We start from the raw sequence: 21,411 nt of genomic DNA on the forward strand, positions 1-21,411 counted from the left end.
TAAACAGGAGGAGAGTTATGAGATACAGAATTTTGATTGCGGATGATGAAACTAAGATTATTCAATTAATTGAGCAATTAGGTCATTGGGAGGAACTGGGGATTGAGATTGTCGCTGTGTGCAATGATGGCGCCGAAGCAATCACGCAGATCAGGGCATTAAAGCCAGATATCGTACTGACAGATATTAAGATGCCGAACTATGATGGTATTCAGTTGATCGAGAAAACCAGGGAAGCCGGGATTGACAGCCATTTTATTGTTCTCAGCGGTTACAAATATTTTGATTATGCCCGTTCCGCTATTCAGCTAGGTGTTGTCGACTATTTATTGAAGCCGCTGGATGAGGCACAGTTGAATAAAACGTTAAAAAAAACGTGCCTGATGATTGAAGAAAAGCAGCAAATAAATATAGAGAACCAGCAGCTTGCAAACTATAAGAGGCAGGAACAGGAGCGGATGAATGAAAAACTGGTTCATTATTTGATGGATATGGATGGAATGTGCCTGAAAGATTTTCCTGATGTTCAGGCTTTAAATCAGGCTTATCATACGGATTTTGAAGATGGTTGTTTCCGCTGTGTCTATATTACGATTGATCTGGACAGTCTGCTGGGCGGTGTGGAGTCACTTTTTAGTGAGAAGCTAATGGACAGCATGGCTGCAATTTTTAAAGGCCGCTGCAGGTATGTGTCAGTATCGGAGAAGAGAGGCACAATCATTCTGTTAAATTATGCAGGGACTAAAAGGGATGATATTAAGCAGGCAATATCTGCACTTTATTATAGTATCAAGAACTTGACCGAAATCTATGGGAACTTTATTTTGAATCTGGGGGTCAGCTTGGAAAAGGAGACGGTCAGCCTGCTGAGTCAGGCTCTTAAAGAAGCCATCGTTGCAGAGTGGGGGCGTTTGATATTCTTTAGTGACCGGGTGTTAGAGTATGATCAGGTAAAGGCATTGCCGCGATTTGAAGTCAGAGATCTGGTCAACACACAGATGGAAGAGGATTTAAAGAATTGTATCAGGTATTTTCAATTCGAAGAAATGGGGGCTTTATTTGCCCAATTATACAAAGCTGCCCAGCATTATAGCAACTTTTATCCCGGTGATATGTATGATCTAATGATGTATCTGGAAAACCAGATTCTGCCAATTCACATTAAGCAGGAAAGCCATGAGGAATGGGAACGGACTTGCTATGAACTGGCAGTCGCTTATAAAAAAGCTCGTAGTTTTTTTGAATTATTAAAGATCCAGTATCTTTATCTTGAGAAATGGCTGCGGGAGAAGCTTAAGGAAATGCAGGTAAATCAGGGGAAACCGGTGGATGAAACGAAAAAATATATCCAGGAACATTATGCCGAAAGTCTGAGCTTGGATACGTTTGCTGATAAATTTCAATTGACGTCTACCTATTTCAGTAAGCTGTTTAAGGCGGAAGTCGGCATCGGATTTTCTGAGTATGTCATTCATATAAGAATAGAGAAGGCCAAGGATTTACTGTTGCGAACAAATGAATCGATTAAAACAATTTCCAGGATGGTCGGCTATCCGGATGACAAATATTTTGCCCGGATATTTAAAAAACAGGTAGGCATAAAGCCGAGCGATTTCCGCAAGGTTTATACCGGTGGTGGCGCATTATGAATAAAGTGATTCTATTACAGTTACTAGAAATGGTATTCGGGATTGCAGGAATAGCAGCATGGTATTTAAAAAATACGTTGATGACGGGGATATCTCTACTTGCGATGCTTTTAATGCTGGGAATTAGTCTGTTTTTAAGCATGAAATCTAAAAAGCTTATGGATTTTTTGGTTGTCCAGACAAGACCCCAAAAGCCGGAAACAGCTTCTGTGGAGCAGCAGTTATTACAGCAAAAGCTGACGCTGATGCTTTTTGAAAGCCAGATCAATCCGCATTTTCTTTATAATACGTTAGATAGTATCCGTGGTCAGGCGCTGGTCAATCATCAGGAGGAGATAGCCAGCATGACGGAGAAACTATCGCAGTTCTTTCGCTATTGTATCAGTAGTAAAGGAAATATTGTGAAAATTTCAGAAGAGATTCGTAATGTTCAGGATTATTTCTGCATTCAGAGATATCGGTTTGGGGACCGAATTCAAATGTCAATTGATATCGAGGATGAAGAGGTCTTGGACTACTATATTCCTAAGCTGACGCTGCAGCCAATTGTTGAAAATGCGATTGCCCACGGTATTGAAGAATATACCGGTCGGGGGCATGTGTGGATCCGGCTGGTGAAAACCGATCACAAAATCTATCTACATGTCATTGATGATGGAGGTGGAATGGAGATGGACGCTCTTTTAAAGCTGCGGAGACGGTTGGAACAGGGGCAGATCGAAGTGCCGAGTAACCAGGGACGGCGTCATTCAGGGATTGCCATTCAGAATGTGAATGCCCGGATTCAAGTCTGTTTCGGCAGTGAGTATGGCTTGAACTACCGTTCAATGAAAGGTGAGGGCACAGATGTAGAGATTGTCTTGCCATTGGTTGATGATTTTGCCAGGGCAAACTTTGAAAATCGATTAAAGGGAACGATGTAGTCTATGAAGGAGATTGTACGATTGCAAAATGCTGCATGCTATTGTGGTGAGAGACACCAGCTGCAGGGGTATAATTTGAGCTTATTTGCCGGTGAAATTACGTATGTTCAGGGAATTTCAGGCAGTGGGAAGAGTGCGATTGAAAAACTTCTGACCGGACAGACTCAGTTGACCGGCGGAACGTTATATCTGAATGAACAGGCATGTCGAATTAAAAATTCCAGGCAGGCCTGTTCATTGGGCATTTACACAATTGGCATTATGAAGCCAATGGCAGAGAAGTTATCAATCATTGATAACCTTGAAGCAATTAAATATGTTCGTCCGGTGTTACGCCCTTATCAGCAAAAGCGGGTGTGGCAGAGTACCGTGGATATATTAAGAGAACTTGGGATTGACGAGGATCCGGGAACGGCGGTTGGACAGCTCTCTTTTTTGGAAGAACAGCTTTTAAGTGTGGCCAAGGCGGTGCGCAGTGATGCAAGATTGGTTATTGTTAACTGTATACAAAATGTATTCAGTGCTCAAGATGCGGTTACCATGGGGAAATATATCAAATGCCTGGCAGCTCAGGGAATTGCTTTTTTGATTATCAGTGAGCGTCCAAATCCGTTTGTCGATATTGTTGATAAGATACAGATCATTCATCATGGAATCGATATCCGGCAGTGGTACAATAAGGATTGTACCCGTCAGGAGACTTATAATTTGCTGGAAATGGAGAACGGGGAGCCGGCCGAAAAGCGAAGCACCAGGCAGGAATCGGGAAAGGGAAGCAGGATTGTTTTTTTGCAGGATTATGGTTGGAGTTCGTTGTTAACGATTCAGGAATACTTTAAAGTATTTCAGGCTAATAACCCTGAAATCTGGCAGGAACTGATTCATTTATCATTACCGCCACAGGGAGAAGCTGCAAATGGTAAAACAGTTGTAATTCCCCATGACAGTGCGGAACTATTGATGCCCAAAATGACAATTGGCGATAATTTGATTATGTGTATTCCCGATCGTGTTGGTCGAACAAGATTAGGTATCATTCATGGGGGAATACGTTCACTCCTGGTTCAGGATTTTTGCCAAAGCCTGCAAATCAGGGAAGGAATCAATCGGATTGATGAACTTAGTGATGTGCAGAAGAAGATTTTGTCCATCTATCGCTGGGCACTGGCATATCCGGAATATATTGTCCTCGAAAATCCATTCTGGGGGATGGATATGGCAGGAATTCGGGAACTTTGGCAATATTTATTGACTTTAAAAAATAAAGGTATCCGCTTAATGATCATTTCACGTTCGGCAGAAGATGTTCCTGATGAAGCAATACTTATTACTGCTCATAACGGTAAGGATGCGCGGCGGGCGCGCTAAAAGCCAGGGATGAAAAAATACACCGTTTTCACAAAATTGTCCACCACTGTGATGTGTATCCATGTGCTAAAATTTGATTACATTAGATTAAAGGAGGATATATACATGAAGAAAGTATTAGCAATGTTTCTGATTGGTGCGATGCTGCTTAACCTGGCTGCCTGTGGCAGCACGACTTCCGGCAGCAATGAGACAAAGAATGAGACGCAGATGGAGGATAAGAACCAGATATCATCTGCCGAAGCACAGGCAGATGACATGGAGAAAGCGGTATCTGGTGAGCGTCCGACCCAGGGGAATGGCAAAATTGGCTTTTCTGTACATACTTTGGGTGACGAGTTCTTTGCTAATCTGGATACAGCAGTACATCAGCGTTTGGAAGCCGCCGGTTATAAGGTTACAACGATTTCCTGCGAGGGAAGTGCGGCAAAGCAGGTATCAGATATTGAGAATTTGATTGCAATGGATTGCGAAGCAATTTTCTTTTTTGCATGGGATCCAAGTGCCATTGCTGATGTTTGCAAAAGAGGACGTGAAGCGGGGATTAAGATGTACGGACTGGGCTGTACCTTTGAGGATAAAGACGCTTATGACAAGATAGTTAACTCCGATCAAGCTGCCCAGGGACTTGGTGCTGCTCAGATGGCATCGGATTGGATTGATGAAAAATATCCGGATGCAGAGGATCAGTCGATTGAAGTTGCAGTGTTGGTATATACCGGAACGGTTGACAGCGACCGGCGTTCAGAGGCAGAATTAAAGATTTCTGAACTCAACTCAAAAGCAAATGTTGTTGGCGTATACGATTTGGCTGGGGCGTCCGATCAGAATGTCAAAGCGCAGGAGTATGCAGAGATGATGCAAAGTGAGCATCCAAATCTGAAATGCATTATTGCTTTTGGAGGAGACTCTGCTTTGGGGAGCAATGAAGTCTATATGAGAGATGCCAGCCTAAATCGTGATGAATTTGCAATTTTTAGTGTTGATGCCACAACCGTCATTTACGAGGAGATTAACAAATCAAAAACCAATGACAGTTTGTATCGTGGTACTGTCAGCACTGGTGATGACCTTTCGATTGATATCTATGATTGTCTCGTAGATGCGGATCTGGAATATATGGACGAGAACCGCTGTATTTATAAACCGATAACGATTATTACCGCTGATAATGTTGACCAATATTTGAACTAATGATTTGTGAATTCCGCGGAGGATCACTTTTATATGAGAGGTAGATATGGGAACAATTCTAGAACTGCAAAATATAACAAAACGTTATCCCGGTGTGGTCGCATTAAATAATATGTCTATCAGTTTTTCGGAAGGTGAAATTCATGCGATTATGGGTGAAAATGGAGCTGGTAAGAGTACCATGATTAAGGTTATCACCGGGGCGATTTCGGCTGAAGAGGGCCGGGTGATAATCGGGGGACAGACATTTGAAAAGTTGACACCATTATTATCAAAAGAGCATGGGATTGGGGTTATTTATCAGGAATTTAATCTGATTTCCTCATTAAGTGTGGCAGAGAATATGTTTCTCGGTGATAAAACGGGTAATGCTTTGATGCCGGACTTTAGTTATATGCGTAAACGTGCAAAAGAAATAATGGATGAATTTGGTGTGGATATCAGCCCGGATCGGATGGTAGGGGAGTTGACGACAGCACAACAGCAGCTGGTTGAAATAGCGAAAGCAATTTGTAAAAACTGTAAGGTACTGATTATGGATGAACCGTCCGCATCCATAGCGATGGCTGAAGTAGAAAATATGTTTCGGATCATAAGGCGGCTGAAAGCGAAGGGTGTAACGATTATCTATATCAGTCACCGGATGGATGAGGTTTTTGACATCTCGGACTGTGTTTCGGTGATAAGAGATGGCAATTACATTGGTACGAGGAAAATCGCTGACGTTTCGCGCAAAGACTTAATCTGTATGATGGTTGGGCGTGAACTGACGGAATCTTATCCATCCCGGAGTACCCCGATTGGAGATAAGGTTTTGGAAGTCAGGGATTTGACCGGAAATGGTGATTTTCATATTAATCTGGAGCTTCATAAGGGTGAGATATTAGGTCTTGGAGGGTTAGTCGGTGCCGGTCGGACAGAATTAGCAAAAATGCTGTTTGGCGATGTCCGGGCACAGTCGGGTGAAATCATTGTCCATGGAAAGCCGGTCAAATTCAAAGATACGTCAATGGCGATTGAGGCTGGGATTGGATTGGTGCCGGAGGACCGGAAGAAGGAAGGAGCCTTCCTGAATTATTCCATCGAATGGAATATCCCGTCCATGAGTCTAAAACGGATTAGTAAGGCGACGGTGATAGATTATAAAGAAGCCCAGCGCCTGGCAGAAGAGTATTCGGCTCGTCTGCGGATTAAGACCCCATCCCTAAAGCAGCTGGTTCGAAACTTAAGTGGCGGAAACCAACAAAAGGTGGTAGTTGCAAAGGTACTGGCAGCCCAAACAGATGTTATTATATTTGATGAACCGACACGAGGTATTGACGTTGGTGCCAAGCAGGAAATCTATCAGTTGATGAATGAGCTGATTACACAGGGAATATCGATTATTATGATTTCCTCTGATATGGAAGAACTATTGGGAATGAGCGATCGTATTGTTGTTTTGTACGAGGGTAAAATCAGTGGAGAATTGCAAAAGGCAGAGTTTAGCCAGGAGCGGGTATTGGAACTTGCCTCCGGATTATAGGAGAATGAACAATGAAAAAAGTCGTGGATTTTTGCCAGAGAAATCTGGCGTGGGTACTGTTAATGGTCTGTTGCATCATTTTTACAATAATTTCACCAAATTTCTTGACTGTTCGAAATATTTTGAATATCCTGAATCAAAATGCATATATCATAATTGCTGCATTTGGCATCAGTTTTATCATGATGTCTGGCGGGATGGATTTATCAGTCGGTTATATGATGAGTGTAGGCGGGATTCTCTCCGCATTGATGCTGACTCGTTTGGGTTTAGGGGTACCATTGGTAGTTATTTTAACGATTGCGATTGTCACGTTGATGAGCACGTTTACAACGGTGATAAGCCATTTGCTGGGAATCGACAGGATGTTTGTCAGCTTTGGAACAATGACAATTTATCAAGGTCTGTCCTATATCATTTCCGATTCCAAAACAATCAGTGGGCTTTCAGATTCTTATAAATTTATCGGACAGGGAACCTTATTTGGAACAAACCTCACTTTTGCTTTGGTACTAACAATAATTTTGGGCATTATCGTCAGCTTTATCCTGAATAAGACCTACTTCGTCCGTTATGTCTTTGCTTTAGGCGGGAACCCTGATGCCGCACGCCTTGCAGGTATTAATGTCCGCAAAATAGAACTTTATATTGCTGCCATAGCAGGCGCATTTATGGGCATTGCATCACTTGTATTAACAGCCCGTGTCGGTTCGGCAGCAGCCACAACCGCAACCGGCACCGAATTTACCGTTATCACCGGTTTGCTGCTGGGAGGTGTATCAATCCGAGGCGGGGAAGGTAAAATAAACGGCTGTATCGCAGGTATCCTGTTGATTGGTCTGCTGGGTAATGGTATGCAGCTGGCAGGAATGAATGTTTATTGGCAGTATGTCGCCAAAGGCATTATTATGCTGGCGACCATTGGCTTTGATACTTATCAGGTAAAGCGCCGCGCTGCGTTTCTCAATGCCCGGAAAGAGACCAAGAAAGAGACAGAGAAAATTGCTGTAAAAGCCTGAAAGGAGTTTGATAATGCTGCAATTTAAGACAGAAAAGTTAACGAAACGTATCACTCGAATCTTTGCCCCGGCTGGTGAGTTGATGTATCTTGTGGAGGGGGATCGGAAAGCGGTTCTGATAGACACCGGCAGCGGTATCGGATCCCTTAAGGACTGTGTCCGCTCATTAACAGATAAACCGTTGACAGTATTAATTACCCATGGTCACGTTGATCATGCGATGGGGGCAGCTGAATTCGCAGACGTCTATATGAACCTGAACGATGCTTCTGTTTATGGGGAACATGGTTCGGAGGCATTCCGAAAAACCGGCCCGGCCCACAGACCAGAAGGAATTGACCAGCTATCACAGTCTGTCTGGATACCGGCCGCACCTGTTACAGCATTCAAAGACCTTAAGGGTGGAGATATCTTTGACCTTGGTGGTGAACAGATCCGAATATATGATTGTCCCGGCCATACCAAAGGTTCTGTGGTCATGCTCCTGGTTCAGGAACGGGTGCTGGTGCTTGGTGATGCCTGCAATGATTTTACCTTTTTGTTTGCGGATCACTGTACCTCTGTCACCGAGTACGAAAAAAACCTTAAGGCACTTAAATCCCAGGTTGACGGAATGTTCGATACCGTCTACATCTCTCACGGTGACGGCAACGGGGCCGTTGAAACCATCGATGAAGTCATCCATGTATGCGAAGACATCAAGCAAGGCAGCACGGATGATATTCCTTTCGATTTTATGGGACTTCCCGGTGTCATTGCCAAGGCAGTGAACCTTGAGACGATGAAACGTATTGACGGCAGGCGCGGTAATATTGTTTACAACAAAGAGTCTATATAAAGGAAAAGGATGACAGCCGCTGCAAACTGGTAACGCTTTGGACGGATAAAAGCTGCCTGCGTGTTCAGGCAGCTTTTTAGATGGCTGGAAATGGGAGAAAATAAATTGAAACGTCTATTTTTATATTTTATAGGCTTAAATATGATCGCAGCAGCAGTCGTTTTGAATATCCGGTATGATCTTGGGGTGGCTGCTTTTAGCTCGGTCATGTATGCTATTTCGGAAATTTACCGTATTAGTTTGGGAACAGCATCGATTATTTGCTACTTACTATTTGTGCTGTTGCAGTGTATTCTATCAAAAAAAGTTACACTGACATATCTTTTGGAAGTGCCGCTATCTTTTGCGTTTGGTTTTTTAACTGATCTTTATGACATGTTTATCATGGATATCGAATGTCATATCTTTTTGCGTATGGCACTGTTTATTGCAACGATGTTTGTTACGGCAATGGGGGTTTGCTTATGTGTAAAAACAGATCTTGTCCTGACACCAACAGATGGCATTGTTAAGACGATATCAGAAGTTTTCGCAGCAGCCTTTTCAACAGTGAAAAATGCATTTGATATCTCATTGGTTTTGGTCAGTGTGCTTCTTTGCTTTGTCAATCATACAGAATTTTATGGGATCGGAATTGGAACAATATTGTCTGCATTGTTTCTTGGAAGGATCATTAAAATGTATGAGCGATTTCTGTATCCTGCAAATAAAAAGTTAATAGGAAAATGAGGGATTTTAAATGGAAAAAGTATTTGCTTATGATAGTGTACCGCCGGTTCGGACAAAAGCCGGATTGCTGCATGGTTACCAGTATGATGGAATATATATTTTCAAAAATATAGCTTACGCAAAAGCAGAGCGGTTTCAGATGCCGCTGCCGGTTGATCCATGGGAAGGTGTGAAAGAGGCCACATCGTATGGATTTGTGTGTCCACTGCTTTCCCAGGATACGCCTGACGACGAGTTGATGGTACCACACCGCTACTGGCCGGTCAGTGAAAATTGCCAGAATCTGAATATTTGGACAGATAGTCTGGACGAAAAAGCTAAAAGACCGGTAATGGTGTGGCTGCATGGTGGCGGCTTTACGGCTGGTTCGGCTATTGAGCAGGTGGCTTATGACGGATTTCATTTATGCCGCCGGGGAGAGGTTGTAGTAGTCTCAGTCAATCACAGGTTAAATATTCTTGGTTATCTGGATATGTCACCTTTTGGTGAACAATATAAAAATTCTGCTAATGCAGGACATGCAGATCTGGTAGCAGCGTTAACTTGGATTCATGATAATATTGCTGCCTTTGGCGGAGATCCTGACAATGTGACTTTATTTGGACAATCCGGTGGGGGACTTAAGATAACAGGCCTGATGAATACACCTGCCGCGGACGGGCTGTTCCATCATGCCATTGTAATGAGTGGAGTTACAGACGGACGGGTGATACCGGAACAAAAAGGCGATGGAAAGGCGATTGTAGGTGCAATACTTAAGGAACTGGGGCTGAAACGGTCGGAAGCAGAAAAGCTGGCGGGCATACCATACACAACGCTGGCGGGCGCCTACAATAAAGTGCTCATGAAAGTGACGCAGGATGGAGCCTATGTTGGCTGCGGGCCACTGAAAAATGATTTTTATCTGGGTGAACCGCTGCTGCATGGCTTTAGCGAGCATGCAAAAAGAATTCCGTTGATGATAGGAACGGTCTTTGGTGAATTTGCACTTGCACCGCCACAGGCAAATATTTTGGGGATTTCTGAACAGAATGCATCAGAAATATTGGAAAAACAGTATGGGGAGCATACACAGGAGCTGATTAAACTGTTTAAAGAGACATATCCGGAGAAAAAAATAATGGATCTGCAGTCAATGGATTATCATCTCCGCCACCCAACCAAAGCGCTTGCCAGACTTCATGCGAAAGAAGGCAAAGCGCCGGTTTATTTGTATCATTTCACTCTGAATTTTCCGCTCTGGCAGGGGAAGCCGGCATGGCATTGCTCCGATATCCCTTTCTTTTTTTATAATACTGAGTTAGTGGAAAATTGTGGAATCTCTGATGTGAGCGAAAAATTACAGGCGCAAGTAGCAGGTGCAGCAGTTGCTTTTGCTAGAAGCGGTGATCCCAATCATGATCTGCTGCCTTTTTGGCCGCCAGTTACAACGACGGAGGAGCCGACCATGATATTTGACCGCAACTGCCGAGTCGGTGTGAATTATGATGATAAGCTGATAGATTTCGCAGAGCAGAATTTACCGTCGTTTGATCCTACGGCTTTGTGAGTATCAATTAGAGAGCTCCTTTATCTGCTCGCTAAAGACATAGCTTCGCAACACAGCTTCGGCTGTAGCGGACAAATATAAGAATTGTGCGCCGTAGCGCCAACGGTTAACCGTTCCGTTATTGGAAGAAACTGGCCGGGACCAGACGATTTTTCCCTCCGTCTCTACCGGTTTGCGTCCCTGGTCAAATATAAAGGAGAAATACTGACTTACCTGGAATTCTCTGGAGCAGGTAAAGCCGATTCCGCCTGCGCTGATATCACAAATTAAAATAGGGATCGTTTTACCAGAAACAATACGGTTTTCTCCATTATTTACGATATGGCCTGATAAAAGACGCAAGTTTGCAGGAAACTCACGTTTGATTTTTATATCGGCTCGTCTCTGGATCACGGCAGTCTTTTCCTTTAATTGATACAATAGAGTATTAGGCAATCTGTCATTTAAAGAGATCTGTTTTTGTGTGCCAATTATTCCAGAACCGGGGGGGATCAAGATACCGGGATACGTTACTAAGCCCTCTATATTGTCGTATAATATAATATTTACCTGGGAAGGCATGAAGGGGAAGGATTGCTCTGGTATAGTCAGAAGGATATAATCCTGGCCTATATCCTCTACAGATGCCTCGCAGATCTCATTTCCATTCAAAGTTTCTATTCGTACTTTTTGACAGTCTCTTATCATATGAAACACCTCCCGAATATGTTATCGCTGGATTTTGGGGAATTCATATAGAAAGTATAAGGCTCATTGCTAATTCAGTCAATATTATTATGCAGGAAATTAAAACAAAAAATCATGATTGCATTCGTTTATAAATGATAAGCGCCATGATTAAAACAACGTCATGGCGCTTAAAGCTTTTATTTTATCTTCTTCTCCAACACCGCAATCCCCTGATACAAGATCGCCGACACAATACAGAGAATCACAATGGACATTACCACCATATCCATCTTAAACACCTGGCTGCCGTAGATAATCAGGTATCCCAGCCCCTTGTTGGCTGCCAGGAACTCACCTATGATGACACCAACTAAGCAGAGCCCGATATTGACCTTCATATTGCTGATAATCAGCGGCACCGAGCCGGGAATCAGGACCTTTAGCAGCACATCCTTTTTTCCGCCTCCCAGGGCGTAAATCAGTTTAATTTTATCCGGGTCCATCTGTTTGAAACCGGTGTGGAGGGTTAAGATGGAACCAAATACAGCCACCGAGATGGCGGCCACGATAATTGTCTTTACATTGTTCCCCAGCCACACAATGAGAATTGGCGCCAGGGCGGATTTGGGCAGGCTGTTGAGCATGACTAGGTAGGGTTCCAGCACCTCGGAGATACTCCGGCTGGCCCACAAAAGCACGGCGAAGAGAATCCCAACCACCACCACCAGCCCGAAGCTGACTAAAGTTTCCAGGATGGTGATTCCCGTGTGCATAAAGATACTCCCGTCCGCCACCATACCGGCAAAGCACCGGACCATGCGGGAGGGAGAACTGAAGATAAAGTCGTCAATGATGCCCAGCCTTGCGCACAGCTCCCACAGGGCCAGAAGAAGCACCAAAAGCATTACCCGGTAGGTGGTAACCTGCTTTTTGTGCCGTTTTTCTTTCGCGATAAACTCCTGCTGCGCCAGAGTTGGATGAGTCTCAATCATAATTTTGCAGCTCCTTCCATAACTGATTAAAATAGGAGGAGAATTCAGGAGCATTTCTCCTCTCTAAGGGACGGGCGTATTCCTCCCCGAACGAAACATCCATGATACCCTTGATTTTCCCGGGCCGGCTGGTCAGGATCACAATGCGGTCCGCCACGGAGATGGCCTCCGACAAATCGTGGGTAATCAGAATGGCGGTCTTGCCGCTTTTCTTGATGATGGAGCTGATATCGTCGCAGACCTCCAGCCTGGTCTGATAGTCCAGCGCGGAAAATGGCTCGTCAAGCAGCAAAATATCCGGTTTCAACGCCAGGGTGCGAATCAGGGCCGCCCTCTGCCTCATGCCGCCGGACAGCTCCGATGGCCGGGAGTTTTTAAAATCCGCCAGCCCGTAGGTGTCAAGCATCTCCAGTAACTGTTCTTTCTCCGCCTCTCCCAGACGGTGCTGAACCTCCAGCCCCAGGGACACATTGGATAAAATGTTCCGCCAGTCAAACAGATGGTCCTTCTGAAGCATGTAACCAATCTGCACATCACTGTCCTCCCTGGGAATGCCGTCGATGAGAATGCTGCCTTCCTCCGGCTCCAAAAGGCCGGCCAGCAGAGAGAGCAGCGTGGATTTTCCACAGCCGGACGGCCCCACAATCGCCAAAAATTCACCGTTATTTACATCAAAAGATATATTGGAAAGGGCCAGTGTTTCGCCTTCAAGTGAGTGATAAGAATAGCTGAGGTTTTTTACTTCCAGTTTTGATTTCATATAGATACCTCCTATAACTATAATCTATAATATGTGGAGGAAAAAGAAGGGTGAGATGAAAAAAGGACAAAAAAGCGGATAAAAAAAGCGGATGTCTTGTCACATCCGCTTCTCATGTTCTCTCGGCGACATTCCCGTCACCTTCTTAAATACCTTGCTGAAATAATAGGGATTGTCAAACCCCAGCATATCCGATATCTCATACATCAGATACTGGTGGGTATCAATCAGCGCCTTGGCGTGCTCAATCTTCACATCCGCGATATAATCCGACAGCGTCGTCCCCGTAAACTTCTTAAACGTGATGCTCAGATGTCCCGCGCTGATATTCAGCACATCCGCAATCTCCGTCAGCGTCAGCTTCTCCGTGTAATGCTCGGCGATATACCGCTTTGCCTGCTCCACCAGCTTGTCGGAGCGGTTCTCCTTCCGATCCTCCAGCAGTTTGCACAACTTGTCCCGGAAACTCCCCAGCCACTCCAGAATATCCGCCAGACTGGTAAAATGATTCAGATACTCCGCAATATTAATCGTGTACGGGAAAATATCCTGGTAGCTGCTCCCATCATTGTCAAAAAAGGAGTACAGGTAGGTGTAAATGTTGATGCACGCGCTGGCCGCATGCTCCTTCCCCGGCTTGCATTCCGTAAACAAATCAATAATCTGCCCGAAAATCTCCGCCAGCTTCTCACTGTCATTCTGCGAAATGGCGGAGGACAAATCCTTCTTCAAAAAGTTGATATTGAACGTCTTCGCATTGCTCTTGTGGTAATGCTGCCCCTGATAGAACACAACCGGAGTGGCCGAATCATAGTAGTAGTATTCCAGTGCCGTTCTGGCCTGCTCCACTGCCGAAGGCAGTTCCAAAATACCCCCCCCCGTATCACTAATTCCCAAAACAGCCGTCAGCTCAAAGTATGTCTTCAGCGCCGAGTTCACCTTCCCGCCAAACTGGTTCATGGTTGTCTCTAAATCCTGCCCGTCATGGAGCACCGCCACCAGAAGAAAGACATTGGGCGTATCCGTCAGCAGCGTGAAGGTCTTAAAAAATCTACCGCAGATACCCCGGATAATATCGCCAATCTGGCTGTTGATCTGCTTCAAATCCATGACCTCTTCCCCGGGAAGAAAGCTGATATTGACCTGCCGCAGGGAAATGAGGGTGACAAAGGAGTGCTCATAGGTCCGGGCCAGCTCCTCCGGAAGGGTGGCCGACTCGTCGTGGGCAATCAGCGTCTTGCCAAAATACGCCCGTATCATATCCTGGGGCGTATACTGGACCAGGTTGTTGTATAGCTGGTGCTCATGGTGGCTCACCATCAGATCACATTTTTCCTTGGCCCGCTTAAGCGCCTGCACAAGCTCCTCCGGACTTAAGTTCAGCTTCACCAGATAGTCCGTGGCCCCCAGCGCCAGCGCCCGTCTGGCCAGATCGAACTCCTCCAAATTGGTCAGCATCAGAAAGGCGAAGGTACAGCCCGCCGCCTTGCATTTCTCAATCAGCTCCAGCCCGTTTAACACCGGCATGCGGATGTCCGTGATGACAATGTCCGGCTGCAGCTCCAGTATCATATCGTAGGCGGAGGGCCCGTTGGTGGCCTTCCCCACAATGGTGCAGTCATAATCCTCCCACACAATCAGAGAGGCAATCCCAGCCAGAATCAAAGGTTCATCGTCAACTAATATCACTCGGTACATAAATATTCCACTCCATCTCCACACATCCCGGCCGCCGGTCAGGATTCATATTCCAGCGGCAGCGAGATGGTTATCATCGTATAGTTATCCATTTCACTCTCTATGGTGATGCCATAGTCCTCCCCGTACACCAGCTTCAACCGCCTGTCCACGTTGGGAAGGCCGATGCCGCTCATGTTGCTCTTCGTAATCCGGGAGGTGTCTGTCAGTAATTTCTGTATGTTCTCCGGTGAAATGCCTACGCCATTGTCGCGGACCGTGACATAAAAGACGCCGTCCTTCGCGAAGGCATGTATCTGAATCAGCCCAAACCGCCCGCTGGGCTCAATGCCGGAGAAGATGGCATTTTCCACAATGGGCTGAAGGGTCAGCTTCACAATCCGCGCGTCGTAGAGACTTTCCTCATCCACCTGAATCTCCACGTCAAACAATTCAATGTAGCGAATCTTTTCTATGGTAACATAATTTTGCAGAAATTCAAGCTCCTGACGGAAAGTTACCTTCTCGTTAAATCCCTTCGCCATGTTTTTGAGGAGGGAGGAGAGGGCCGTCACCACCTGGACAATGCCGGTGTTCTTCTGCATGGTGGCAATCCATTTGATGGAGTCCAGGGTGTTGTAGAGGAAATGAGGATTAATCTGCGCCTGAAGCATTTTAATCTCCATGTCCTTCTTCTCCTTCTCATCCTGGACCCTGGAATCCAAAAGGTTGGATATCTGGCTGGACATCTGGTTGATCTGTGTGCCTATGATACCGATCTCGTCGTCGGTCTCGATGGAGGGGTCCGGCTCGAAATTCCCCTCGGCAACCAGACGGAGCCGTTTGGTCAGCCGGTTAATCGGCGCTCCCAGCTGTCTGGAGATGACGAAGGATAAGGTCAGGCCGATGATAATACAGAACAAAAACACCAGGAAAACAGTATTGTAAACCACGGCATGGTCCAGATTCATGGAGGACAGCGGGACAATCTCGTAGAAAATGAGACCGCTGAGCGGCTTCTTTTCATAGGTGACAACACATTTTTCATGATTCAGGGTAATCTGGAAATTGCCCGGCCCGTCCTCAGCCTCCAGCAGCCGGTCTCGAAAGACGCTGTCATCGTAGATGTCACCGTTCTGGGAGGCAATCAAATCTCCGTCGGAGGTGATCACATAGAGGATGGACTCCTTAGGCAGAGTCTCCAGTGTCCGCTGGAACAAAACCGGTGAGATGCCAAGAAAGACCCAGCAGTCCTCCGGCTTGCCCAGAACATTCTGCAGGGGGCGCAGCAGCGGCAGAATCTTCGGCACATAGGTGGTCCCCACGGAAAATGGATTGTCAACCAGCTCTAAGGCGTACTGGGACGGCGTTTTTTCCAGGTTTTTCTGAAACCAGGGGGTAGCCATGATGCGCTCCGGATCGTCCGTGGCGCCGGGAGCATTGCCGGCCTGAAGAACGAAGCCGTTATTATATAAGGTAATCTTATAAATGGCGTCGGTATATCCGGAGATGGCGCATAAATCCCTCAGCACGTCAGCCGCATAGACAGCCGCCTGGGGATTGCTGTACCCCTCCCGGTATTCGGGAAAGGTGGTGGTGAGAAACAGAGATTTCCGCTCGGAGCAGTTGAGAAGGATATTGACCATCTCGTCGTAGGCCACGCCCATGCGGGCCGACAGTCCGTTGATGCGGTTCTGGCTGCTCTTGGTTTCCGCCACAATGACATCCTTCCGGTAGGAATTGTAGTTAAAAAAAGCTGACGGCGCTGGCAATGCAGATGACAATCAGCAGATTGTACAGAATCAGTTTTCGTTGAAAGGTCTTCGGTGTGGATTTCATGGGAACCTCCTGTCAAATTTGCAGATGATACGGATGACATTATATATTAAGAAAGGCAAGTTTGATATCTCCATGACTCCATCATATCGAAAAACAGGTAAAAAAACAATTACAAAGTCGTTGAAACATGAAAATAATATAAAAATCTAAAAATATTATATCTTTTTTGAGGGCCTCCTGAAAAATGACACAAAAAAAGTAATAGAATTCTGGCTATTTTGGATGTCATTTTTGGATAAATTTTGATATTCTATATCTACCAACAGGGAACACGGCAACGTGGACCCGAGAAAAAATGGGAGGGAAAGAATCATGAAATTGAAAAAAGTGATGGCTTTGACACTGGCAGCAGGCATGACCGTAACAAGTCTGGCAGCATGTGGAAGCAAAGCGGCAGATCCGACAACAGCGGCACCGGCAGCAGATGGCAAGACCGAGACAACCGAGGCGAAGAAAGAGGAGACCAAGGCAGCTGAGGGAGAGAAGAAAACCATCTCCGTAACCACCTGGGACAACGATACATCACCGACATTCCAGGCCGTTATCGACGCTTACATGGAGAAGAATCCAAACATTGAGATTAAGGTTATCGATACTTCCGCAGACGAGTACAACAACTCTCTGGGAATCAGCTTATCCGCAGCACAGCCTGACCCGGACGTAATCTTCGTAAAGGATATGGGCTCCATGCTTCAGATGGCAGACAAGAAACAGCTTCTTGCCCTGGATGATTTTATGAAGGCTGACAGCTTTGACACCTCCGTATACAGCGGCGCGGCAGAGCAGTTACAGTACAACGGCGTTACATATGGTCTTCCATACCGTTCTGACTGGTATGTATTATACTACAACAAAGATCTGTTTGACGCGGCAGGCGTGGAATACCCAAGCAACGACATGACATGGGAAGAGTACTACGAGCTGGCTGCCAAGATGACAAGCGGCGAGGGAAGCTCCAAGGTATACGGAACACATGACCATACATGGCAGGCTCTGGTTACCAACTGGGCCGTTCAGGATGGCAAGCACACCGTAGTGGAGAAAGATTACAGCTTCTTAAAACCATGGTATGAGCAGACACTGGCATTACAGGACAACGGATATATGCAGGATTTTGCAACCTTAAAGACCGCAAACATCCACTACTCATCCGTATTCAAGAATCAGCAGTGTGCAATGCTTCCGATGGGAACCTGGTTCATCGCAACCATGATTGCAGCTCAGGAGAGCGGCGAGACCGACTTCAACTGGGGCGTAGCGGCAATTCCTCATCCGGCTGACACAGGCGCAGGCTACACCGTTGGCGCTATCACACCAATCGCAGTGAGCGCATACACCGACGAGCCAGACGCATCCTGGGATTTCGTGAAATTTGCATCTTCCAAAGAAGCATCTGAGATTCTGGCAGGTGTAGGTCAGTTTACCGGTATCCAGACAGAGGAGTCCTTAAAGACCATCACTTCCGTACCGAACTTCCCAGAGGGCGAGTCCAATGTGGAAGCACTGAAGTATACACACTATGTATTTGACAGACCGCTCGACCCGAACATCGAGGAAATCCGGAAACCTCTTGACCAGGTTCACGAGATGATTATGATTGGTGAGTACACCATCGATGAAGGTATCGAGGAACTGAACAAACGTGTTGCCGAGATCAAAGGCTGGTAATTGGAAACCACTTTTGTTATATCAACTCTGACATGATATAAGACACAAAAAGAGCGCTTCTAAAATGAAGTTTTTGGAATGCGCTCTTTTTATGGAAAAAAATATGTATTTTCGTTACAAAAACGGGGATTTTTTGGGGAGAAATGAAACGTGATTAGAGAATTGGGCTTCAGAGAACGGATGCTGCCGGCGCCGAGAAATGGCGGCTTTTCCATGGAAGATTACTGGGTATGGTGCGGCTCCGTCATCAAGGGGGAGGACGGGCGTTACCATATGTTTGCATCCAGATGGCCGAAGAGCCAGCCCATGCATCCCGGCTGGCTGTTACAGTCGGAGATTGTCCGGGCGGCGGCCGACACTCCCTGTGGTCCTTATGTGTTTGAGGAGGTCGTCCTTCCTGCCAGGGGCCCGGAATACTGGGACGGCAGGATGACGCATAATCCGCGGATTGTGAAGCAGAATGGGAAGTATGTGCTGTACTACATCGGTCTGACCCATCCCTTTGCGGATATCACGCCGGATTATCCGCTGACACATGAGGATTACCATACGATTGCTGCCAGAAGCAGAAAGCGTATCGGAGTGGCGGTGGCCGACAGCATTTACGGACCGTGGACACGGCGGGAGGAGCCGATACTTCGCCCCAGGCCGGAGTATTTTGACAACATGTTTGTATCCAATCCGGCTCCGTGTATCAACCGGGACGGTTCTGTCCTGCTGGTCTACAAGTCAAGACCCTATCGCAGGCCGCCTTACGTGGGGCAGATGTACGGGGATATGGCCCTGGGAGCGGCGGTGGCGGATTCGGTTTTTGGAGAGTACCGCGCGGTGACTGACGAGCCGTTATTCCCGGAGGGCTGCGTGGTGGAGGACCCCTTCATCTGGCATGACGGGGAAATGTACCAGATGATAGCAAAAGACATGTCCGGCAGTCTGTGCGGGGAGCGGTTTGGCGGCATGCACGCGGTTTCAGCAGACGGCATCCACTGGGAGATCAACCGGGGAGAGCTGGCATATTCCAGAAAGGTGCTGTGGGATGACGGCGTGGAGGTGGAGATGGGGAATTTAGACAGGCCGTTTATCCTGTTTGAGGATGGAAGGCCCACCCATCTATTCTTTGCCACATCCGACGGGACGGATGGATTTATGGATGCGTCAAGAACCTGGAATATGGTGATTCCGCTGGGAAATGTTTAGGATTATGCCGCTTTGGGCGGCGGAATGGAGGTAATGATGAGCAGTAATGAAAATCAAGCAGTAGCCAAAGGCAAGAAAAACAGAAGGATAAGAAGCAATGTCATCGGATATTCATTTATTCTTCCAAACCTGATTGGATATTCCATCTTTGTGTTTATTCCGGTCTGTTTTTCCTTCGTATTGAGCGTCATGAAATGGGACGGTTCCCAGATTCCTATGGAATTTGTGGGACTGCAGAACTTTGCACAGATATTCGGTGACAGGTTCTTCCGCGGGGCGCTGTGGCATACCGTGGTTTACGCGTTAATGACGGTGCTGCCGACCCTGGTGCTGGCCATGCTTCTGGCCGTACTTTTGAATTCCAAAATCAAGGGAATTGCATTTTACAGAACGGCGTTCTTCTTCCCTTATATCGCATCGATTGTGGCGGTGGGCGCTGTGTGGAACATGTTGTTCCAGCCGGATTTTGGACCGATCAATGAGTTCTTAAAATTAATCGGCATCAGCAATCCGCCCCGCTGGGTGGTGTCCACGGACTGGGCGATGGTGGCGGTTGCGATTGTTACCATCTGGAAATATATGGGTTATTACATGATTGTATATCTGGCGGCGCTCCAGGGAATCTCCAGTTCCCTCTATGAGGCGGCCAGCATCGACGGAGCAAACGGCTGGCAGAAGCTGCGCTACATCACCATTCCCATGCTGACTCCGACGACCTTCTTCGTATTGATTATGCTGACTATTCAGTGCTTCAAGGTATTCGATATGGTATATGTTATGACAGGCGGAGGTCCTGGCAACGCGACACAGACACTGGTGAACTATATTTACGACAAAGCCTTCGTCAACTGGCAGTTCGGCCCGGCAAGCGCTGGTGCAATCGTTCTGTTTGCAGTTGTGCTGGTAATCACTCTGATTCAGTTCCAGGGTGAGAAAAAATGGTCGAAAGACATGATGTAGGGAGGGGGAGAACGATGAAAAATAAACAGAAAACAATAAAAGTGCTATTGATTATCCTGCTGATTGCATTGTCCCTCTTTATGCTGGTTCCATTTTACTGGATGGTGATTTCGTCCCTGAAGATGAACAAGGACGTGTTCTCGGTTCCGATGAAATGGCTTCCGGATATGAACAATATTCAGTGGAAGAACTACAACATTATCTGGAAGAAGATTCCGCTTTTGGTTTTCTTTAAGAATACGGCAAAGCTGACGATTATCACAACCATCATTCAGTTATGCACCAGCTGTTTTGCGGCTTACGGCTTTACCAAGACCAAATTTGCAGGCAGGGATTTGATTTTCCTGATGTATGTAACGACCATTGCCATTCCGTGGCAGGTATATATGGTACCGCAGTTTATCCTCATTTCCAAGATGGGACTCAACGATACCCATCTGGGACTGATCCTGATGCAGGCGTTCTCGGCCTTTGGCGTGTTCCTGATCCGGCAGTTCTATATCAGTATTCCGGATGAGCTGTGCGAGGCGGCCAGAATCGACGGATTGAATGAGTACGGCATTTTTGCCAAGATTGTATTCCCGTTGGGCAAGCCGGCGATGGCGACGCTGACCATCTTCACATTCACCAATGTGTGGAATGACTTTATGGGACCACTCATTTACTTAAAGACAAAAGAGTTAAAGACCATCCAGTTAGGTATCCGTATGTTTATCTCCCAGTATGGAGCGGACTACGCGTGGATTATGGCGGCATCCGTGTGCTCGCTGGTACCGGTTGTCATTGTATTCTTGAGCTGCCAGAAGTTCTTCGTGGAAGGCGTTGCGGCAAGCGGTATTAAGGGATAAGGAGGAG

The 21,411-nt window shown here is 46.3% G+C and carries 18 protein-coding genes; 13 read left to right on the forward strand and 5 right to left on the reverse strand.

All coding sequences use genetic code 11. The annotated features are described in order from the left end of the window. Window positions 1-17 precede the first annotated feature (17 nt). The 9 genes from HMPREF9473_RS17220 (at window position 18) to HMPREF9473_RS17260 (ending at window position 10,794) form a co-directional block, all read left to right on the forward strand. Entirely contained in the window at window positions 18-1,649 is a 1,632-nt protein-coding gene (locus HMPREF9473_RS17220) for a response regulator transcription factor (protein WP_006781463.1), read from the forward strand. Beyond that, on the forward strand, window positions 1,646-2,572 hold the full coding sequence (locus HMPREF9473_RS17225) for a sensor histidine kinase (RefSeq protein ID WP_006781464.1): 927 nt from the start codon (window positions 1,646-1,648) through the stop codon (window positions 2,570-2,572). The genes HMPREF9473_RS17220 and HMPREF9473_RS17225 overlap by 4 nt, the downstream gene beginning before the upstream one ends. Window positions 2,573-2,575: 3 nt before the next feature. Beyond that, window positions 2,576-3,940, forward strand: a complete 1,365-nt coding sequence (locus HMPREF9473_RS17230; RefSeq protein ID WP_080568876.1) for an ATP-binding cassette domain-containing protein — start codon at window positions 2,576-2,578, stop codon at window positions 3,938-3,940. Window positions 3,941-4,045: 105 nt separating this feature from the next. Further along, window positions 4,046-5,134 carry a sugar ABC transporter substrate-binding protein gene (locus HMPREF9473_RS17235; protein WP_006781466.1) on the forward strand — a complete coding sequence of 363 codons (1,089 nt, stop codon included), beginning with the start codon at window positions 4,046-4,048 and terminating at the stop codon, window positions 5,132-5,134. Between the two features lie 46 nt (window positions 5,135-5,180). After that, window positions 5,181-6,659, forward strand: coding sequence for a sugar ABC transporter ATP-binding protein (locus HMPREF9473_RS17240; protein WP_006781467.1), 1,479 nt, complete (start codon window positions 5,181-5,183; stop codon window positions 6,657-6,659). A gap of 11 nt (window positions 6,660-6,670) precedes the next feature. Beyond that, complete coding sequence (locus tag HMPREF9473_RS17245; RefSeq protein ID WP_006781468.1) at window positions 6,671-7,678, forward strand: ABC transporter permease; 1,008 nt, start codon at window positions 6,671-6,673, stop codon at window positions 7,676-7,678. 13 nt (window positions 7,679-7,691) lie between these two features. Next, window positions 7,692-8,516, forward strand: a complete 825-nt coding sequence (locus HMPREF9473_RS17250; RefSeq protein ID WP_006781469.1) for an MBL fold metallo-hydrolase — start codon at window positions 7,692-7,694, stop codon at window positions 8,514-8,516. Between the two features lie 90 nt (window positions 8,517-8,606). Continuing rightward, on the forward strand, window positions 8,607-9,245 hold the full coding sequence (locus HMPREF9473_RS17255; RefSeq protein ID WP_138669538.1) for a YczE/YyaS/YitT family protein: 639 nt from the start codon (window positions 8,607-8,609) through the stop codon (window positions 9,243-9,245). Window positions 9,246-9,255: 10 nt separating this feature from the next. Further along, window positions 9,256-10,794 (forward strand): carboxylesterase/lipase family protein, encoded by a 1,539-nt coding sequence (locus tag HMPREF9473_RS17260; protein WP_006781471.1) that lies wholly within the window; start codon window positions 9,256-9,258, stop codon window positions 10,792-10,794. Window positions 10,795-10,797: 3 nt separating this feature from the next. Here HMPREF9473_RS17260 and HMPREF9473_RS17265 read toward each other — a convergent pair whose 3' ends face one another. The 5 genes from HMPREF9473_RS17265 to HMPREF9473_RS17285 all read right to left on the reverse strand — a co-directional run bounded on the left by HMPREF9473_RS17265 (window position 10,798) and on the right by HMPREF9473_RS17285 (window position 16,610). After that, entirely contained in the window at window positions 10,798-11,481 is a 684-nt protein-coding gene (locus tag HMPREF9473_RS17265) for a PilZ domain-containing protein (protein WP_006781472.1), read from the reverse strand. Between the two features lie 179 nt (window positions 11,482-11,660). Next, a complete protein-coding gene (locus tag HMPREF9473_RS17270; RefSeq protein WP_006781473.1) occupies window positions 11,661-12,455 on the reverse strand; it encodes an ABC transporter permease in 795 nt (264 codons plus the stop codon). Next, entirely contained in the window at window positions 12,448-13,215 is a 768-nt protein-coding gene (locus tag HMPREF9473_RS17275; RefSeq protein WP_006781474.1) for an ABC transporter ATP-binding protein, read from the reverse strand. Before HMPREF9473_RS17275 ends, HMPREF9473_RS17270 begins: the two co-directional genes overlap by 8 nt. Before the next feature lie 99 nt (window positions 13,216-13,314). Next, window positions 13,315-14,913, reverse strand: a complete 1,599-nt coding sequence (locus tag HMPREF9473_RS17280) for a response regulator (protein WP_006781475.1) — start codon at window positions 14,911-14,913, stop codon at window positions 13,315-13,317. Between the two features lie 38 nt (window positions 14,914-14,951). Beyond that, entirely contained in the window at window positions 14,952-16,610 is a 1,659-nt protein-coding gene (locus HMPREF9473_RS17285; protein ID WP_006781476.1) for a sensor histidine kinase, read from the reverse strand. Window positions 16,611-17,043: 433 nt separating this feature from the next. Here HMPREF9473_RS17285 and HMPREF9473_RS17290 point away from each other — a divergent pair, with 433 nt between their 5' ends. The 4 genes from HMPREF9473_RS17290 (at window position 17,044) to HMPREF9473_RS17305 (ending at window position 21,404) form a co-directional block, all read left to right on the forward strand. Beyond that, window positions 17,044-18,399 carry an ABC transporter substrate-binding protein gene (locus tag HMPREF9473_RS17290; protein ID WP_006781478.1) on the forward strand — a complete coding sequence of 452 codons (1,356 nt, stop codon included), beginning with the start codon at window positions 17,044-17,046 and terminating at the stop codon, window positions 18,397-18,399. A 150-nt stretch (window positions 18,400-18,549) separates the two neighbouring features. Beyond that, the gene (locus tag HMPREF9473_RS17295) at window positions 18,550-19,596 is read left to right on the forward strand and encodes a glycoside hydrolase family protein (RefSeq protein WP_242830856.1); all 1,047 of its coding nucleotides are present in this window, start codon (window positions 18,550-18,552) and stop codon (window positions 19,594-19,596) included. A 36-nt stretch (window positions 19,597-19,632) separates the two neighbouring features. After that, window positions 19,633-20,556: a carbohydrate ABC transporter permease gene (locus HMPREF9473_RS17300; RefSeq protein WP_006781480.1), complete on the forward strand. Its 924-nt coding sequence runs from the start codon at window positions 19,633-19,635 to the stop codon at window positions 20,554-20,556. A gap of 14 nt (window positions 20,557-20,570) precedes the next feature. Beyond that, complete coding sequence (locus HMPREF9473_RS17305; protein ID WP_006781481.1) at window positions 20,571-21,404, forward strand: carbohydrate ABC transporter permease; 834 nt, start codon at window positions 20,571-20,573, stop codon at window positions 21,402-21,404. The last annotated feature ends 7 nt before the right edge of the window (window positions 21,405-21,411 follow it).

Source organism: Hungatella hathewayi WAL-18680, assembly GCF_000235505.1.
GTDB lineage: Bacteria > Bacillota > Clostridia > Lachnospirales > Lachnospiraceae > Hungatella_A > Hungatella_A hathewayi_A.

Bases quoted from the DNA above. Each gene is read 5' to 3' on its own strand.
- HMPREF9473_RS17220 (WP_006781463.1), top strand. From the start codon at position 18: ATGAGATACAGAATTTTGATTGCGGATGATGAAACTAAGATTATTCAA.
- HMPREF9473_RS17225 (WP_006781464.1), top strand. From the start codon at position 1,646: ATGAATAAAGTGATTCTATTACAGTTACTAGAAATGGTATTCGGGATT.
- HMPREF9473_RS17230 (WP_080568876.1), top strand. From the start codon at position 2,576: ATGAAGGAGATTGTACGATTGCAAAATGCTGCATGCTATTGTGGTGAG.
- HMPREF9473_RS17235 (WP_006781466.1), top strand. From the start codon at position 4,046: ATGAAGAAAGTATTAGCAATGTTTCTGATTGGTGCGATGCTGCTTAAC.
- HMPREF9473_RS17240 (WP_006781467.1), top strand. From the start codon at position 5,181: ATGGGAACAATTCTAGAACTGCAAAATATAACAAAACGTTATCCCGGT.
- HMPREF9473_RS17245 (WP_006781468.1), top strand. From the start codon at position 6,671: ATGAAAAAAGTCGTGGATTTTTGCCAGAGAAATCTGGCGTGGGTACTG.
- HMPREF9473_RS17250 (WP_006781469.1), top strand. From the start codon at position 7,692: ATGCTGCAATTTAAGACAGAAAAGTTAACGAAACGTATCACTCGAATC.
- HMPREF9473_RS17255 (WP_138669538.1), top strand. From the start codon at position 8,607: ATGGGAGAAAATAAATTGAAACGTCTATTTTTATATTTTATAGGCTTA.
- HMPREF9473_RS17260 (WP_006781471.1), top strand. From the start codon at position 9,256: ATGGAAAAAGTATTTGCTTATGATAGTGTACCGCCGGTTCGGACAAAA.
- HMPREF9473_RS17265 (WP_006781472.1), bottom strand. From the start codon at position 11,481: ATGATAAGAGACTGTCAAAAAGTACGAATAGAAACTTTGAATGGAAAT.
- HMPREF9473_RS17270 (WP_006781473.1), bottom strand. From the start codon at position 12,455: ATGATTGAGACTCATCCAACTCTGGCGCAGCAGGAGTTTATCGCGAAA.
- HMPREF9473_RS17275 (WP_006781474.1), bottom strand. From the start codon at position 13,215: ATGAAATCAAAACTGGAAGTAAAAAACCTCAGCTATTCTTATCACTCA.
- HMPREF9473_RS17280 (WP_006781475.1), bottom strand. From the start codon at position 14,913: ATGTACCGAGTGATATTAGTTGACGATGAACCTTTGATTCTGGCTGGG.
- HMPREF9473_RS17290 (WP_006781478.1), top strand. From the start codon at position 17,044: ATGAAATTGAAAAAAGTGATGGCTTTGACACTGGCAGCAGGCATGACC.
- HMPREF9473_RS17300 (WP_006781480.1), top strand. From the start codon at position 19,633: ATGAGCAGTAATGAAAATCAAGCAGTAGCCAAAGGCAAGAAAAACAGA.
- HMPREF9473_RS17305 (WP_006781481.1), top strand. From the start codon at position 20,571: ATGAAAAATAAACAGAAAACAATAAAAGTGCTATTGATTATCCTGCTG.